The 17,295-nt window shown below is 36.4% G+C and carries 16 protein-coding genes and 2 tRNA genes; 9 read left to right on the top strand and 9 right to left on the bottom strand.

From position 1 onward, the window contains the following. Positions 1-9: 9 nt before the first annotated feature. The 8 genes from Q0R51_RS00215 to yycF all read right to left on the bottom strand — a co-directional run bounded on the left by Q0R51_RS00215 (position 10) and on the right by yycF (position 9,301). On the bottom strand, positions 10-1,425 hold the full coding sequence (locus Q0R51_RS00215; RefSeq protein ID WP_294755835.1) for a sucrose-6-phosphate hydrolase: 1,416 nt from the start codon (positions 1,423-1,425) through the stop codon (positions 10-12). 33 nt (positions 1,426-1,458) lie between these two features. After that, positions 1,459-1,938, bottom strand: coding sequence for a 23S rRNA (pseudouridine(1915)-N(3))-methyltransferase RlmH (gene rlmH / locus Q0R51_RS00210; RefSeq protein WP_122037146.1), 480 nt, complete (start codon positions 1,936-1,938; stop codon positions 1,459-1,461). Between the two features lie 491 nt (positions 1,939-2,429). Then, a complete protein-coding gene (locus Q0R51_RS00205; protein WP_174794937.1) occupies positions 2,430-3,635 on the bottom strand; it encodes a S1C family serine protease in 1,206 nt (401 codons plus the stop codon). Positions 3,636-3,702: 67 nt separating this feature from the next. Further along, positions 3,703-4,500, bottom strand: a complete 798-nt coding sequence (locus tag Q0R51_RS00200; RefSeq protein WP_122025503.1) for an MBL fold metallo-hydrolase — start codon at positions 4,498-4,500, stop codon at positions 3,703-3,705. A 15-nt stretch (positions 4,501-4,515) separates the two neighbouring features. Then, complete coding sequence (locus Q0R51_RS00195; protein ID WP_110445428.1) at positions 4,516-5,343, bottom strand: two-component system regulatory protein YycI; 828 nt, start codon at positions 5,341-5,343, stop codon at positions 4,516-4,518. A gap of 2 nt (positions 5,344-5,345) precedes the next feature. Beyond that, positions 5,346-6,680, bottom strand: a complete 1,335-nt coding sequence (locus tag Q0R51_RS00190) for a hypothetical protein (RefSeq protein WP_367178595.1) — start codon at positions 6,678-6,680, stop codon at positions 5,346-5,348. Then, positions 6,670-8,523: a cell wall metabolism sensor histidine kinase WalK gene (gene walK / locus Q0R51_RS00185; RefSeq protein WP_198202221.1), complete on the bottom strand. Its 1,854-nt coding sequence runs from the start codon at positions 8,521-8,523 to the stop codon at positions 6,670-6,672. Before walK ends, Q0R51_RS00190 begins: the two co-directional genes overlap by 11 nt. Before the next feature lie 61 nt (positions 8,524-8,584). Beyond that, positions 8,585-9,301: a response regulator YycF gene (gene yycF / locus Q0R51_RS00180; RefSeq protein ID WP_038520760.1), complete on the bottom strand. Its 717-nt coding sequence runs from the start codon at positions 9,299-9,301 to the stop codon at positions 8,585-8,587. Positions 9,302-9,441: 140 nt separating this feature from the next. Between yycF and Q0R51_RS00175 the strand changes: the two genes are divergently transcribed. Beyond that, positions 9,442-9,514 (top strand) — tRNA-Lys (locus tag Q0R51_RS00175). A gap of 277 nt (positions 9,515-9,791) precedes the next feature. Continuing rightward, a tRNA-Lys gene (locus Q0R51_RS00170) sits at positions 9,792-9,867 on the top strand. Between the two features lie 63 nt (positions 9,868-9,930). Here Q0R51_RS00170 and Q0R51_RS00165 read toward each other — a convergent pair. Continuing rightward, complete coding sequence (locus Q0R51_RS00165) at positions 9,931-10,452, bottom strand: zeta toxin family protein (RefSeq protein WP_294755824.1); 522 nt, start codon at positions 10,450-10,452, stop codon at positions 9,931-9,933. A gap of 139 nt (positions 10,453-10,591) precedes the next feature. Between Q0R51_RS00165 and Q0R51_RS00160 the strand changes: the two genes are divergently transcribed. The 7 genes from Q0R51_RS00160 to Q0R51_RS00130 all read left to right on the top strand — a co-directional run bounded on the left by Q0R51_RS00160 (position 10,592) and on the right by Q0R51_RS00130 (position 17,079). After that, the gene (locus Q0R51_RS00160) at positions 10,592-11,467 is read left to right on the top strand and encodes an alpha/beta hydrolase (protein WP_294755822.1); all 876 of its coding nucleotides are present in this window, start codon (positions 10,592-10,594) and stop codon (positions 11,465-11,467) included. A gap of 91 nt (positions 11,468-11,558) precedes the next feature. After that, the gene (locus Q0R51_RS00155) at positions 11,559-12,644 is read left to right on the top strand and encodes a DUF4097 family beta strand repeat-containing protein (RefSeq protein ID WP_294755820.1); all 1,086 of its coding nucleotides are present in this window, start codon (positions 11,559-11,561) and stop codon (positions 12,642-12,644) included. Positions 12,645-13,418: 774 nt separating this feature from the next. Next, positions 13,419-13,745 (top strand): PadR family transcriptional regulator, encoded by a 327-nt coding sequence (locus Q0R51_RS00150; protein ID WP_294755817.1) that lies wholly within the window; start codon positions 13,419-13,421, stop codon positions 13,743-13,745. Continuing rightward, complete coding sequence (locus Q0R51_RS00145; protein ID WP_174794748.1) at positions 13,726-14,370, top strand: DUF1700 domain-containing protein; 645 nt, start codon at positions 13,726-13,728, stop codon at positions 14,368-14,370. Before Q0R51_RS00150 ends, Q0R51_RS00145 begins: the two co-directional genes overlap by 20 nt. Before the next feature lie 2 nt (positions 14,371-14,372). Beyond that, positions 14,373-15,170 carry a DUF4097 family beta strand repeat-containing protein gene (locus tag Q0R51_RS00140; RefSeq protein ID WP_294755816.1) on the top strand — a complete coding sequence of 266 codons (798 nt, stop codon included), beginning with the start codon at positions 14,373-14,375 and terminating at the stop codon, positions 15,168-15,170. 80 nt (positions 15,171-15,250) lie between these two features. Continuing rightward, entirely contained in the window at positions 15,251-16,141 is an 891-nt protein-coding gene (locus Q0R51_RS00135; protein ID WP_174794746.1) for a DUF4097 family beta strand repeat-containing protein, read from the top strand. A 203-nt stretch (positions 16,142-16,344) separates the two neighbouring features. Beyond that, positions 16,345-17,079, top strand: coding sequence for a DUF4097 family beta strand repeat-containing protein (locus Q0R51_RS00130; protein ID WP_294755814.1), 735 nt, complete (start codon positions 16,345-16,347; stop codon positions 17,077-17,079). Positions 17,080-17,295 lie beyond the last annotated feature (216 nt).

Raw genomic sequence — 17,295 nt, 5'->3', positions numbered from 1 at the left:
TCCCTTAATTTATTCAGCTAAAGAATAACCTGCAATACTAATATTAACCGGCTCGTCTGCATTAATAAAAATTGCCGGCTTTTTGGTTGTGTAATAGCGTTCTGAAAATACCAGCTCTCCGTCATTTAAGAAAAATTCAATTGAACTTGTATCAATAAAAACTTGAATTTTTAGTTTGGAGTTTGGTCTTAGTTTGCCATAACGTTGCGCGTCAGATGGCGCTTTATCCGCTCTGGTCAAAATTACTTCGCTATTTTCCTTATTCCAAGATAGTGTAACCAGATTTTCCTGTTCATTTTTAAAAACAAAGCTAATCTTATTACCGAACCAGTCTCCTGCAGCAAACGTTAAAAGCAATTCCAAGTGCTGTGGATCAGAAACATTAACTTGCATTGAAGAACTCGTTTGTTTTCCGTCAACTACTTTTTCTTGCCGTAGTTGTTTTAACTCATTAATTGGCGTCATATACAGCTGATTATTTTTTAAAGTTAATTCTCGCGGCAAAGTTAATGCCCCACACCAGCCGTCAGCCTGCTCGGGAAAGTCAGCGTGCCACATATCGAGCCAGCCAAAAACAATGCGCCTATTATCAGGCGTTAACATAGTTTGGGCAGCGTAAAAGTCGTGTCCGTGATCAAGTTCTTGAAATGCACCATGTTTAAATTGATTGTTGCGATAATCCATTTTGCCGATAAAATATCCCGTTTGATAGCAGTTAAGATATTCTTTACCCTTTGCCACGATTCCTTGAGGTGAACATAACAAAACGTCCTCTTTACCCAATGAAAAAAGATCAGGGCACTCCCAGGTATAGCCTTCAATATCGGCTCCTTGAGAAACAGTAATCGGTCCCAAATAATCCCAATGCAATAAATCAGTCGACTTATAAGTAATTACACGGCCTAATCCTTTCTTATCCTGACCACCCACAACAATATAATATTCATTTCCATCTTGCCATACTTTAGGGTCACGAAAGTGCTGTGAGTTATCCGTCGGTGGCAATGCAATCACAGGATTACCACTATATTTTGTAAAATGAATGCCATCATCACTATAGGCAACATTTTGCGTTTGATAAAAGCGACTATGATCATTGACATCGTAGTAATGATTACCTGTATAAATCAAATACAAGCGACCATCTTTTTCAATTGCACTGCCAGAATAACAACCATCTTTATCCTCAGGACTATCCGGCGTCAGTGCAATTGGTAATTCTTCCCAGTGAACTAAATCTTGACTGCGATAATGGCCCCAGTGCATAGGGCCTCTTTTAGATGAATAAGGATAGTATTGGTAAAAAACATGATAGTAGCCTTTATAATATGAAAAACCGTTAGGATCATTCATCCATCCAGAAGGTGTTGTTATGTGATAATTTAGCCGATACCGCTTGTTAGTAATTTTAGCCGGAGTTTGCATTTTTATTTTTTATTGCCTTTCGCATAATTAAATCTACTTATGATAAGGACTGCCGCTATTAATCATAAAGCCGCGATAAATTTGTTCAATCAAAACGACCCGCATTAACTGGTGGGGCAAAGTCATTTCACCAAAGCTCATTAAATCGTCCGCTCTTTTATCCACTTCTGAACTGGTACCTAAACTGCCACCGATAACAAAAGTAAGATCAGAATGTCCATAGGTTGCAAGATCCTTGATCTCGTGCGCAAATTCTTCACTAGTTCGCTGCTTGCCATTAATTGCGGTCACAAAAACGTATTCTTTATCTTTTATTTTGCTCAGAATTCTTTGTCCTTCTATTTTTTTAACATTTTCCTGCTCTGCCGCACTAAATTTTTCAGGAGCTTTTTCATCTGGCACTTCTATTACCTGAACTTTGGCAAACCTACTCAGCCTTTTTTGATATTCAGCAATAGCATCCTTAAAATACTTTTCTTTTAGCTTACCCACACAAACAATTTTAATATTCATAACTGCTATTTTATCCCCCAATTCCCAAAGTTTCCACTTACCTTTTCCACAACTGTGTAAAGTTAAAAACTACATTTTGTGGTCTTTACCTTTAGTAAGCGAATAAATTGTGTTTTGCTTATTTTTTTAAATTTATCAAATTAAATTTACCCACAGTGAGATTAATTATAGGTGATTTTCACAAACTTTTTGCTCTCAAATACTGCTGTTAAGCCTTGAACAACTGTTTGATCTAATTAATTTTCACTATTATTTACACACAATTCACAGGTTTTCCACAATTTGTCCCAGCTGCTTTTTCGCATTTTATGCACAATCCACAAAGTTATCCACAATTATCAACAATATTTTTATCTTTGTGTTTTACTTGACAGCTATTAATTCCGAACTTTAATTTGTTTCCCAACAATAATATTAAGAAAAAAGCTATACTTATGTTTCAAACCGCATAGTATAGCCTTTTTTTTACTTAATTCTAGAATATTTTTGATTTAGTCTGATTGCAATTTAACTCGTAAATTGATTTCTTTTCCGTTACGATTAACGGTTAAATTAACGTTATCTCCGACTTTGTGATTATACAAAATGCTGTGTAACGAAGCGACATCTGAAACAGCTTTGTTGTCAACCTTAATAATTACATCGCCTGCTTTAACTCCTGCTATAGCAGCCGCACTGTGCTTAGTAACTGAATCTACATAAATACCATTTTTAAGATTAGATTTGATGTTAAGGTGGTTTCTGTAACTGGAAGGAATGCCTTGTAAAGCAATTACTTTAACTCCCAGTTGTGGACGCACAATCTTACCTTTCTTAACCAATTGATTAACGATAGTTACTACTTCATTGGAAGGAATAGCAAAACCCATTCCTTCGACTGATGTACCGTCGCTTGATTGCGAAAGCTTCATTGAGTTGATCCCAATAACCTGTCCCGCGGAATTAACTAATGCACCACCCGAGTTACCAGGGTTAATTGCTGCATCCGTTTGAATAACTGTTTGCTGATTAGCAGATGAAGTAGTAATGCTACGTGCAGGAGCCGAAATGATCCCTTGCGTAACCGTAGAAGCATATTCACTGCCCAGAGGAGAGCCAACCGCAATTACTGTTTGTCCTGCCTGTAAGCTCTTGGAATCGCCAAATTCAGCCGTTTGAGTAACATAGCTGCTATCAATTGAAAGTACAGCTAAGTCTGTTGTAGCATCCGTACCAATGATACGGGCATTAACTGTTTTACCATTAGACAGCATAACCTGAACTTTATCACTACCAGAAACAACGTGGTTGTTGGTAACAATATAGCCCTTATTACCGGACTTAGTGTAAATTACGCCTGAACCTTCGCTGTATGTCTGCAGCTTTCCTTTGCCCTTATTATCATTATCGTAATCGCCGAAAAAATCAAAAAGGGAATTGCTGCTGTTTGTCTGCCTTTTCATATTAATAACTGAAACCACAGCACCTTTAACGTCGTTATAAGCTGGCGTCATTGTCCCGCTGGTTTTAGCACTGTTTCTAGAGGTTTTAGCACTGCTGGAACTAATACTAGTCTGTGCATTATTATTCATATTAGCATTATTAATTTGATCTAAGGCCACATATGAGGCCCCACCACCTATAAGTCCGGCTACAACACCAACAATAGCAGTCTTCAAAATGCCATGTTGCTGACGACCAGAGTTTTGATTATTCATCATTTAGTCTCCTTTATACATCTTTTTTACTATACTAACCAAATTTGAAAAAAGGTAAAAAATTTCCTTAAATTTGTACTAAATTAGTTGGCTGGACCGGGTCGGTCAAAACAATTTTAACATCACTGGGCAAATTAGCATCTCCGTCAACCATTATTTTTTTAGCAGCATTGTAAGCCAACTTTGCCGTATTATTGTGCTGACTCCTGTGTGCCAAAAAAATATGTTCTGTTTTACTTGTTACTACATCCAGCAGAGCCTGCCCTGCATCATCGTTTGATAAATGACCAACATCCGATAATATGCGTTGTTTTAAGCCCCAGGAATACGGGCCATTACGTAGCATCATGTCGTCATAATTAAATTCCATTAGATAAGCATCTGCGTCTGCAATTACACTTTTTACCTTACGGGAAACATAACCGGTATCAGTCAAAAAGGCCATTCGTTTACCGCCGCTGGTAAAAACATAATATTGTGGCTGAGCCGCATCGTGACTGGTCGCAAATGCAGTAACATCCAAATCACCAAATGTTTTTGTTTGCCCCGGTTCAATAACATTAATTTGTTCAACCGGTATCTGCCCAATTTTTTGCGTTTCAGTTAAATATTCCCAGGTACCACTATTGGCAAAAGCAGCAATTTGAGGGTAGCGTCGCATCAAAACCCCCAATCCTTTACTATGATCTGAATGGTCATGGCTTAAAAAAACCATGTCAATATCTTTAATATCAACGCCAACTTCACTTAGCAACATCTTGATTTTTTTGCCTGACAAGCCGGCATCCATCAAAATCTTATGCTGCCCAGTTTCAATCAAGCTGGTATTGCCAGTCGAACCGCTGGCCAAAACGGAAACCTGCACCGCATTCTTTCCTTCCTAATTTTTTTGTACATTAACATTATATGAGCTGCCCTGCAAGATTTGTGCTGTAAATGCATTAACTCTTTTAACAGTGATATTCTTAGTAGTCTTATTTTCTACCTGGATTAACCAAGTTGGTAATAAAATAGTGCTCCCGCGAACGTCGGTTAATTTAGAATAACCCAGGCTGACCTGCATCACACGTGAATTGTTGACAATTTCCCTATCAGTATACATTGCTTTGACAGCATGCCAGGCACTGATAATTAATTGTGGTTCACGTACAGCATTAATAGGACCCATATAAGAAATAGTATAGTTAACAATTTGATTATCGCGCACATTAATTGTTAACTGGGCATCACTGTCATAAATACGGCCATAATCAGTATTTTGGACATAACAATAGGTATTATCGCCTGACATACTAGGTTCGTATTTAAACTCTTTACCGTAAGGAACATTTTTAGGATCATTTTTAAAATCCTCTAATTGTTGTAAATTCTTTTTACGATTTCCACTGAGCAAAATCAGGGATTTTGGTGTACCAGTTAAAGAATTATCGCTTTTAGAATAATGGGTAGTAACTTGCGTTAAACTGCTGCTTTTACGAGAAAGATAGTCGCGATTCTTAACAGCTAAGTAATAACCAGATTGTTGCTTATGCGAAATATGGAGGGGAATATCAATGCCGTCAGCACGCATCTCGGCCCGGATACTTGTTGCAGTGGAACCGGAGGTATCACTTAAGCTAATAGGAGAACGCCAAATTTCTATTCCTAAATAAATATCAATTAACAAGAAAATAATGAAAAATAACCATTCTATTCTTTTACGGTCCATTTTTATTTCCCTTCTTCCATTATTGCCTGTTTATATTTATTTAAGCTCAGAAAATCAACTTTTTCCCATTCAGCTAAACTCTTCCATTGATTATAAGCTTTCACATAATAACCCGGTACTAGATTAACCAAGTGGTCATGTGAATTATCCTTTTCTACACCAAAAGCCACTATTATGCGCTGAATTTCTTCTTTTCTCATGCCGGCATTAACTAATCTTTGCATTACCGTTATACTTGATGGCAGGGTTTTTGTTTGTCCATCAAAAGGTATCGGAATTTGTAAATCCGTATTGTTAAAATCAACTTTAACTGCATCTCCAGTAAATGATGTCATCACTTGAGGACTGCTGTTATCCCAAAAGACGGGTATCCCTTCAACATAATTAGCATAGCTAATGGAATCATCCGTTGTATCAAAATAACGTAAATCTTGTTCACTCAAGCCAAGCTTATGAACAAAACTGACACTTTCCAGCAGTTGATCGTTCAGCGTTTTGTCTTTGCGCTTTTCATAACGAGTATAGTGAAAATCATGCCGGTCGGTTTTAGCCTTTGGCACTCTTAAGTTAGTATAGTAGTTAAGCGAATACGTAACCCAGCCTTTTTTATTAGAGCGTGTAGTTACATTTGTCGTACCGAGAAGGCGAGAAACAAAGTAAGAATCGGTTTGCGTATTTGTCAGATAGCTGTATATGCGCCAGTGGTCTTGTTTGGTGAAAAAAACTTCATAACAATTTTTGAGGCGCACAAACTCAACGGGGATCTTGCCCCGAGCGTTACTGGCATAACTACGCAGTTTATTAAAGTCACCCTTAATTAAATTAATGCGGTAAATGGTATAAGTCTTATCATTACCTAAATAAAGGAAATCATTACTGTTTGTGATGAAGATACGACGAAACTTCGGATCGCCTTTTTTAACGTTTTTCTTAGTGAACAAATTAATGCTGACTTCTTTTGGAAAGCTTAACTGGACACACTCCGAATTATGCAACATTTCCTCATATTGTTTTTTATCCGTGCTAATTTTCTTAATATTACGGTACTTTACCCCTTTTATTTCTTTGACAAATTCCAGAGGTAAATTCTTTTTAGCATCATACAAGCGGTACAACTGACCATTTTTAAAGCCATAAGAATTAGTAGGAATATAAAGATTGGAAACAATCCGATCGCGGTGGCTTCGTGTTTGTTCTGCAACCCTGCTGGTTTGACTAATACGATTGAAATACTGGTCATTAGTCATAATGAATATCCAGAGTACAATTGACAGGCCAAAAACCGCCAAAGTTCCTATTAAAAGCAACACGTCGCCAAGCTTAAATTTAGACTTCATCCCAATCATCCCCTTCACTCATTGGCTCATATGGCAGAGAAATATAAAAAGTAGAACCCTTTCCTTCACTGCTGTTGGCCCAAATATGACCGTGATGTTCTTCCACTATTTCTTTAGCAATCGCCAAGCCTAATCCTGTACCACCCTGAGCCCGTGAGCGAGCTTTATCAACGCGGTAAAAGCGATCAAAAATTTTAGTTAAATCTTCTCGCGGTATACCCAAGCCCTGATCGGCAATACTCAAAACAATGCGTTTTTGCTCTGAGTGCAGTTTTACTGTGATCACGCCACCATCAGGCGAATATTTAATGGCATTGTTCATAATGTTATCAATTACCTGCGCAAACTTGTCAGTATCGATTTCTACCCATAACGCCTGCGTACCCAACTCACGAGTAATGGTGTACTTTTTATTTTCTTTTTTATCCGTTTTAACAATCATGTCGAAGCGATCCAAGATATGAGCTACAAAATCATTAAAGTTAACCCACTCTAAATCAACTTTGGAAACTCCCCTGTCCATTCTTGACAGGCTGAGAAGTTCACTGATCATTCTAATCATGCGCTCAGTTTCTTCTTGCGTTACCTGCAAAAATTTGGGGGCAACATTGGGATCTTTCCATGCTCCTTCATTTAACGTCTCAATATATGCGTGTAAACTAGTAAGTGGCGTACGTAATTCATGGGAAACATTAGAAACAAACTGCTTTTGGGAATTTTCATTCTTCTGTTGTTCAGTAATATCATGCAAAACACAGACACTACCAGAAACAAAGCCCGTAACTCTTTTAATAAGAGAAAAACTGGCGTGTAGAATGACTTCATCCCTTGTTCCCTTACTCAGGGTGATTGCTATGCCTTTCTGGTTGGCAATTAAATCTTGTGAGGACTCTTTTAAGCCTAAAACTGTAGCGATCGGCTGATTAATGATTTCATCTTCCGTTTGGTTTAAAAAATTGAGCGCCATTTGGTTGACAACATTAACATTACCATGCCGGTCAGTAGCAAGAACGCCATCACTCATATGAGACAGTACGCTGTCCAGCCTGCGCTGTTCACTTTCAGATTCTTCTTGAGAGCGCTCAATTCTAACAGACAAGGTATTAAAAGCCTGGCCTAACTGCCCTAATTCATCGTTGGAATAGATTTTTACCTGGCTTGAATAATCACCATCGGCAATATTAAGCGCCTGACTCTGCATTTCCTCAATGGGCTTAGTAATCGCATGCGAGACTACTAAAGATAAGATTGCCCCCATTACTGCGGCGATCATAGAAGTGACCAAAAACATCAATGAAATATTGCGCAGGTCATTAAAAACCCCTTGCATTGACGCTCGGACATAAATTGCACCAACAGTGTTGGCGGAGCCGTTACCAGCGCTTAAAGGGGTAACTTGCACCATATAGTCTCCGTTTTCATTGACAACTTTAGTTGCCTGTCTGCCAGTTGAAGTTACCTGCTTAACCAAAGTATTATTGACACGCTGACCAATCCGGTTTTTATCATTTAGGTTTGAAACTGCACGAATGATATCCTTATTGTCTACCACAATAATTTCACTAATCGTACCAATACCATTGCTGTAGTCATTGACAATTCTGTTTAAATTACTGTCAGTATGCTTATTGTCTTTTAGCAATTGCGTTGACAACTGGTTAGAAACTATTGGCAAAACCTGAATGGATGATTGAAAATTTTCAATACTGTTTTGTTCCAATTGGCGTGTAAAATAGGCACCAATAACTTCAATAGTAGCGATGATCATCGCCATGAACACAATGGCTAAAGTAGTATTTATCGAAATGGTTAAATGTTTAAACTTATTCTTGAATTTTTTCATAGTTTTACAAAATTAAATAAAAAGAAAGCCGCGCTTGTAAAATACTGCGGGGCTTTCTTTGTTAGTCTTCATTAGGCTGTTTTACATAATAGCCAACACCGCGACGAGTTACTAAAATCTGCGGCTGAATTGGATTATCTTCAATTTTTTCACGTAAACGGTGCACAGTAACATCAACTGTCCGGACATCACCGAAGTAGTCATAACCCCAAACAGTCTGTAACAGATGTTCTCTAGTCATCACCTGATCCATGTGCTGGGCTAAATAATAGAGCAACTCAAATTCACGGTGAGTCAGCTCGATCTTTTTGCCTTCTTTTTCAACAATATAGGCATCTGGCATAATTACCAGATTGCCAATGGTAATATTCTTGGATGAAGCATCCTCATTAGCACTCTCATCTTTTTTAACAATATTGCGCCGACGCAAATTAGCCTTCACCCGTGCCACTAGTTCACGGTTAGAAAAAGGCTTAGTCACATAATCATCTGCACCCATTTCCAGACCCAAAACTTTATCAATTTCAGTATCTTTAGCCGTAACCATAATTATGGGCATATCGTGTGTTTGTCTTACTTCACGAGCTACATCCAAGCCATCTTTTTTAGGCAGCATCAAGTCTAAAATCATTAAGTCAGGATTGTATTCGTCAACCTTCTTGATGGCCTCTTCACCATCATAAGCAGTGTCGACGTCAAAACCCTCTTTTGTCAAATTAAATTTAATAATATCAGAAATCGGTTTTTCATCATCAACAACGAGAATTTTCTTTGACATCGAAAAGCCCCCTTTTGTTATCATTATACTGGTTTTTAGTTTATTAGCCAAAAAAGTCATCAAAATTTAATAAAAAAGCTTGCATTTCACTGAAAATAATAGCATAATAGTCTCCGTTGGTTATTTGTAATAACGCTTATGGGTGGCTAGCTCAGCTGGCAGAGCAACGGACTCTTAATCCGTGGGTCCAGGGTTCGAACCCCTGGCCACCCATTGATTATTAAAGACAGCAATCACTTGATTGCTGTCTTTTTTTGTTAAACCTTTATATAGTATCAAATAGTTTTTATTTGTCAATTCTGATAATCTTGCTCTAATTTTGCAAAACATCATAAATTTTATAAAATATCAAAACCATCTCTTAGATGCCTAACTAAAATTTTGGGGTCAGTCAAAGGCTAAGTAGAATTCTTCATACTTTTTTACACAAAAGCCTTGTCAAAAAGCAAATTAATTGTTATCATAATTAACTGTCAACAGAAATGATAACGGGTGGCTAGCTCAGTTGGCAGAGCAACGGACTCTTAATCCGTGGGTCCAGGGTTCGAGCCCCTGGCCACCCACCATAATAAAAATAGCACTGCAAGTAGTCGGTGCTTTTTTTATTGCCGTTTTTAATTAATTAAATTTTAGGTGACGCCCCGGTCACCTTTTTTCATTTTATAATCTGCAATATCTGTCAAAATTGCCTCTGCCGATTCCTTGATCGAGCCTTCTGCCAGTTTACGCTCATTTCCGCCAAGTGTATCCTCTTCAAGCCACCATTTTTGAAGAGTTGCGAGTGGAAAAGGATTGCCCTTTTTATTATTGTTTTTTATTGTTTGTGCAAAAGAAATATCTAAATAATAAACAAAAGCTCCTGCACCGAATTCATGAATTATTTTAGTTAGAGTTGGGCCATAAATCTTTTTGGGCAATATCCCTTCTAATATAATTATGGGATAATACTGCCGGCCCCACATTACCAGTGAGTCTATTAGACTGGCAGTTGGTGCTGCTACTTTTTCCTTAACATGTAAAAGATCAAGGCGCAATACATCTTCATGCAAAAGTAAACATCTTTGGTAGCCAAACTGTTTTTGCAAATAATTAGCTAAAACGGTTTTGCCACTGCCTGAGTTTCCTCTGATTAAAATAAAAATTGGTGCCATGAAATAAATTTCCTTTCAATGTAAGAACTTCTAGAGCTAGCGTTGCTATTTAAGCTATATTATTAGCACTTTGCCATTTTAATATTAGAATAATACACGTAAGATATAATTAATAATCAATTATAAAAAAGGTAATATTATGAAGAAAAAGTGGTTAATCGGATTAGGCAGTATTCTAGGTGTGCTGCTGCTTATAACCATGTTATGCCATACTTTTAAAAAGACAAACCTTGAGCCGTCTGAAGAAGTCAGCTCCACATTCAAGAAAAAAACTCCTTTTGCAGCAGTGCCTACCATCTATTTGCATGGCTATGGTGCGGGAGCACGATCTACTGCGGGCATGATTGCATATGCTCAGCAGCATAATGGTGCTCATAAAGTCTTAACAGCCAGAATTTCTGCTAGCGGTAAAGTTGATTTACGAGGAAGTTGGCCCCGCGCTACTAAACGACCACTTATTCAAGTGATTTTACAGGACAATAAAAACAGCAATTATTATACTACCCGCGAGTGGTTTTATAATTTGATTTTACTTTTAAAACAGAAATATCATATTAAATACTATAATACCGTTGCTCATTCCATGGGAAACATTATGACACTTGCCTACCAGCTAAAATATGGTAAAGATAGTAACTTACCGCAATTAAAAAAGCAAGTTAATCTCGGTGCGCCTTTTAATGGCATCATTGGCATAGATGAGGAACCCAATAATAATTACCTGCTTAAAAATGGGCGGCCAAAATATATGACTCCATCATACCGTTACTTTTTAAAGCACCGTCATAGTTTTCCCAATAATGTTTCTATATTAAATATTTTTGGTAATAAAGAAGACGGTACTAATTCAGATGATGATGTCAGTTGTGTTTCAGCGCAATCTTTACGTTACCTACTAAGAGGCAAAGGCAAGTATCACGAAATCGAAATTAAGGGCGTAAATGGTCAACACAGTAAATTACATGAAAATTACAAAGTAGATCGGATCATTGGGCAATTTTTGTGGTCTAAATAATTTTTTGCTTTTAAGTAATTTTAATATTTTTATCATAATTTTTAGCGTATAATAAAAGGAAAAGTACGTTTTTAGTAACAGGAGAAAAATGATGAATCCACTATTTGAAAATTTTATCTCAAAGTTAGCTCTTAATTTATCAACTTTGTCCACAGCTGAGCAAAAATACACATTAGATTTTTATCGTGATTTTCTACTTGATGGTGACTTTCAAACAAAAGAAGAAATTAACAGAGAATTAGGAACTCCAGACAGTTTGGCCCAACAAATTAAACATGATTATGTTAGGTTTTTAATAGCAGCCACATCTTCTGCTAATGCTCCGCATGCCAGTGATAATTATTTTAACGGCTTGCGTGTTAAAAAATATCCGCGCAGGGAGCGTACTATTGCTCTTGGAGACTTTAGTGAAGTAAAACTGGAAGTATTGGACACCGATGTAGTGATTCGTCAAGGTCAGCAATTTCAAGTAGTAGTGGCAGATTATAGTAGTCGGCCAATACAAATAGATTTAGTTAAGCAGACATTAGTAATTAAAGAGTTTCCTACTAAACAAAAAACTCATGTGCTTATATTCAACAGACTTACCAATGCCAGTCGTGTAGAAATTACCGTTCCTAATGTAGATTCGTTAACTGGAATTAGCGGACATAACCGCGATGGCGACGTTATGTTACAAAATCTCAGTCTCAATAATCTTGTACTTAACTTGCATGATGGCGACTTATACTTAAATAATGTTCAAGTCTCAGACCAACTAACCTTTTTTGGCAGAGACTCTGACTTCTTTGTCACTCAATCAAAAGTTGCTCAGTTATCAAGCAGAGTTCATGACGGAGATCTCAGCTTTAAACGCAGTATCCTTAAGCAAATAGTCGTCAAAACAGGTGATGGCGATGTAAAAATTAACCAATGTCACGCTAACCTCAACCTAGAAGCAAGAGACGGAGATATTAAAATTGAGCGCAGTCAGCTTACTAGCAAAAACATTGTTAAAACTGTAGATGGTGATTTGAGGTTAAGCCATCTTGCTCACGAGATCAGCGTACAATTAAAAACAAGTGATGGGGACATCATTTATCACCATTCCAATATTGGCAACAGCTTTAATAGCCAAAATGCACAAAGTGATTCCTTAACAGCAATTTCAAGAGATGGAGATATTATCATCAGTTAAAAATACATCTGTTAAAAAGATATCGTCTAATCAATTTACTATTACACATGTTCTTATATTTCGCTCATTAACAAGAAAAAGTTGACCTGTTTCTCCACTATATGTGGGGTAACCACTTTGATCATAAATTTGAATTCTAGCCAGTATTATGGCTGGCCTAAAACCCGATAACTTTGTGCTTATCAGGTTTTTTTATTTTCTTCAAGATCTAAAGTTGTCTCTAAAAAGCTGCACTACTACATTTTAAAATCGAATAACTTCATCCGCTTTAGCTATTAAGTCATCATCATATGCATGGGTTACGTATAATAACGTAATAGGTAAACTTAAAAGCTTGCTTTCTATTTTTTGCAAAGTTATTTTATCTATTTCAGAAGAGAATTCATCCAAAATTAAAACGCCTTTTTTCGAAGTATTAGTCTTGCCAATTCAATTCTTTTAGCTTCTCCTCCTGAAACTTTTGTATCTGAATTTTCTAGATTCATCATGCAATCCTTGTTTTAAAAATTCTCATTAACTATTAAATAATATTTAAAATTAAATTTTATAATATTGCCATCTTTTTATTATAATTTTTGTAAATAAAAGCTGTACTAATTTAATAACCGCCAAGTATAACAACACGGTGACGGTTATTTTTTGTCCTAACATTTTGAGAAAGGTCGATTGTTAATTTTTCGGTATATTTATAAAAAAGTTATGGCTTGGTACTTGCTAATTTCTGCGGCCTAAATTAAAATATTATATAACATATAATATTAGGGGAGGCAAAGCATGGCAATCCAAATACCAACTCGTTTGCTAGATGGTGCGGTTTTAGCTTTTCTAAAACAAGATGATCTGTATGGCTACGCTTTGACGCAAAATGTGCAAAAGATTTTCTCTATCTCCGAGTCAACTATTTACCCTGTTTTACGAAGACTAAAAAAGGATAACTGCTTAACAACTTATGATGAGCCTTATCAGGGGCGAAACCGGCGTTACTACCATATTACTGCTGAAGGAATAAAGATGCTAAACTCAATTCAAGATGAATGGCTAGATTTTAGTGCAAAAGTTAATCAAGTATTAGGAGGACAAAATGACCAAAGTAATTGCTGATTATATTGCCGAACTTGAACAAAACTTAGTCGATTTACCTGAGAAAGACCGCGAAGATGTCGTTGAATTTTACCGTGAATTTTTATTAGATGGCGACTTCGTCAGACGTTCTACAATTGAGGCGGAATTAGGAACTCCTAAACAGCTGGCAATCAATATTTTAGCTGATTATTCAACTAAAGATGATTCAGCACCTGCCAAAACAGAAACTCCTAAGTCAAACTTAAAGGCCAGCTGGTATATTTTGTTGGGAATTTGTGCTGCACCAATCGGGATACCGCTTATTTTGGTAATTTTATTCGTAATTTTCTTTTTACTGGCAATTTTCTTTGGCTTACTTTTTGCTTTAATAAGATTTTTGTTTAACTTTTTTGTTGGTGGTGGTTTAAACTTCCTGAAGTCACTATCTCTCCTATTCACCAGTGATTGGCCAACAGGCTACGTTTACTTAGGTAAATCGTTAATTTGTATCGGTGTCATCCTACTGTTAATGCCGTTTATTATCAAACTGGGCAAAATTTTGATTGCCAAGTGTACCCAAATTATTAGAAACTTAGGCAAAAACCTGCTTAAGAAAAATTACTTTCAGACGAGTTCTGACAAAAATACAGATAAGGAAAAATAAAAATGAAAAAGTTTTATAAAATTGGTGGTGTGATACTGCTTATCGGGCTGATTCTACTACTCGTATTTAGATTAAATGATAACCCGTCACATTATTATAATGGTAAACGCACTCATTATAATGAAAGCAAGACTTTTTACGTGAATAAGTTCGACAGTATTAAGTTAGCCTGTTACAGACCCGATATCCGAATTTCACTTAAGGATATTAACAAGTTCAAAGTGGTAGTTAGAGGTGGGCACGGAGCAGACATCAAAAAAATAAAAACCAATGTCGCTAACAATCAGCTCACTATTTCGGATCAGCCAGAACATCATTATAACGATGGTTATTATGCAGTCGACATTTATATTCCTGCAAAAAACGCAGTGAAAAAGATAACTGGTTTTTGTGAAGAAGGCGATTTTTATATCAACAGTTTAAATGTTCCCCACATCAATTTGACAATAGAAGATGGCGACGTTTTGCTTAATAAGCTTACTGCAAAAAACCTTGACCTAAATTCAAATGACGGTGACCTCAAAGTAAATCAATCGACTTTTTCACGTAGTTCACTAAAACTAAATGATGGCGATGTTAAAATTAGCGACTCTCAAATACTAAATAACAGCTCAGTTATATTGAATGACGGCGACTTTTTAATGTCAAACGCCCCTAAAATCAACTATGTATTGACAAACCATTCGGATGATAAAATCATGTTTAAAGGTTCTTACCATTCCAACCATTTTGCAAAAAAAGTTAAAAATAAACCTGTACTAAAAGTTACCAGTATGGATGGCGATATTTTAATTAATTAGTGGGCAAGTAAATTACGTAGATGCTTTCTTGGTAAGTAGCACCTATTTAAAAAAACGTAGCCCAAACAAGGAGGAGAGCAATGAAAAAGTTTTACCAAATTAGCGGGCTGATCGTCATTATTGGCATCATTTTATTTATTTTTGGCCATGCCAAAGGCGGCAATGAAGATATCAATAACATTCATTCGGGCCAGACAACTAATATTGGCAATTTTTTTAATCATAATCAAAGAAGTAGAAAATCCCACCACGTAGTAGCCAAAAAACGTACTTTTAATGTAGGCAAATTTTCTAAGATTAATATTGACGCCGAAGAGCCCAATATTCAAATCACTAAAGGAAACGACTTTCAAGTTACTATCAGCGGTCCTAATATCAAAAAGATTAGTGCTAAAGTTGAAGACGACCAGCTGACCATTTCTGACAATAATGCTTATGAGGATGGAACTTATCAGGTAAATGTTACCGTTCCGGCAGATGACTCTATCACAGAAATATCAGGATCATGTTCTGAAGGTAATATTCATTTAACTAACTTAACTGTTTCTGACCTCAACTTACAGCTTGAAGATGGTAATGTCAGTGCTGAAAACGTGAAAGCTCGCAAAGCCAATTTTGACCTGGTCGACGGTGATTTAAAAGTTAATAATTCAATTTTAACGAATAGTACTTTAAACTTTAATGAAGGTGATTTAACTATTACAAATAGTCAATTTAAAATTAAGGCAACTTTGGGTGATGGTGATGTCAGAGTCAATGATTCCAAATTATTGGCTGACAGCTCCTTTAATTTAAGTGAAGGAGATTTCCAAATGAGCAGACCGCCTAAGATCAGTTACCAGTTGACAACTTCTTCAGAGGATGAACTTATATTGCATGGTAATAACTATCACAAACATTTTGCTAAAAAATTAAAGAGTGCGCCTCTACTCAAAGTTTCTTGTGGTGACGGTGACATTCTCATAAATTAACTTCTATACATCTTACAGCTGATTAAGCTCATAAAGCAAAAGACTTGGATTAATTTTTAAAATTAAACCAAGTCTCTTTAATTGGTTATTTTAGTTGACTAAATCTAATACTTTATTTTTTATTGCTTCACTTAAACTAGCATGATATTATAAGATAAAGCAAAAATTAAATTAGTGTTAAAAAGATAAGGGACAGATTAATCATGAAAATACATATTGGCGGAGACTTTGATCAAGAATTTGAAACTCATGATGAAAAAGTAGAATCACAAGAAATTGATTTAGAAAATTTTAGCAATATAGATGTTGAAATAGCCGCCTCTGGTGTTTCTGTTCAAATAGGCTCTGATTTTCATATATCAACTTATGACATTAATCCTGATCGGATAAAAATTCGTGTGGTAGAGAAAACCCTTTTTATTCGTGCACGAAAGCCTCATTTTAACAAAAAAGTTTATATTCGCAAAATTAAACCTAAAATAACTATTACCATACCTCAAGCTGCAGAGCTCAATGAAGTCCAGATAATTGACTTTGCTGGCAACATTGACCTAGCTGGATTTAATATGCAGAAACTTGATGTCAGAGCAAATGCTGGTTCCTTAAAATTACAGGACATCACGATCCAAAATAAAGCCGAAATGGTGCTAGACGCTGGTAGTTTATACATCAATCACTGTAAGATGAATTCTAATGCAAATCTGGCTGCCGGAACTATCAGGGTCACAAGCTTGCAAGGGAAAAACCACTTTAATCTAGCCGCTGGTTCATTAAAAATGATAGATGATGAAGAGCATAAGACAGATTACGATTTATTTGCCACTTTAGGATCGATCTACTTTCATGGTAATAGAATGGGCAAGCATTTTTACAAGCATGAAGGCAGTGCCAACCAATTAACTGCTATCAGTTCGGTGGGCTCAATCAAAATTCAATAAATGAGTAGACAATCTAAGGCCAGTTACCAGTTGGCAATTTCTTCTGAGGATGAACTTGTATTCACGGTAATAACTGTCACAAAGATTTTACTAAAAAATTAAGAGGGGTGCGTCGCTACTCAAAGTTCCCTGTGGTGACGGTGACATTCTTATAGATTTAACTTCTATATAATCTGCAGCTAATTACCCGCATAAAGCAAAAAGATTTGGATTGAT

It is taken from the genome of uncultured Lactobacillus sp., assembly GCF_946477725.1.
Lineage (GTDB): Bacteria > Bacillota > Bacilli > Lactobacillales > Lactobacillaceae > Lactobacillus.
The sequence above is the reverse complement of the archived record's forward strand: the minus strand, read 5'-3'. Positions and strand labels throughout refer to the sequence as shown.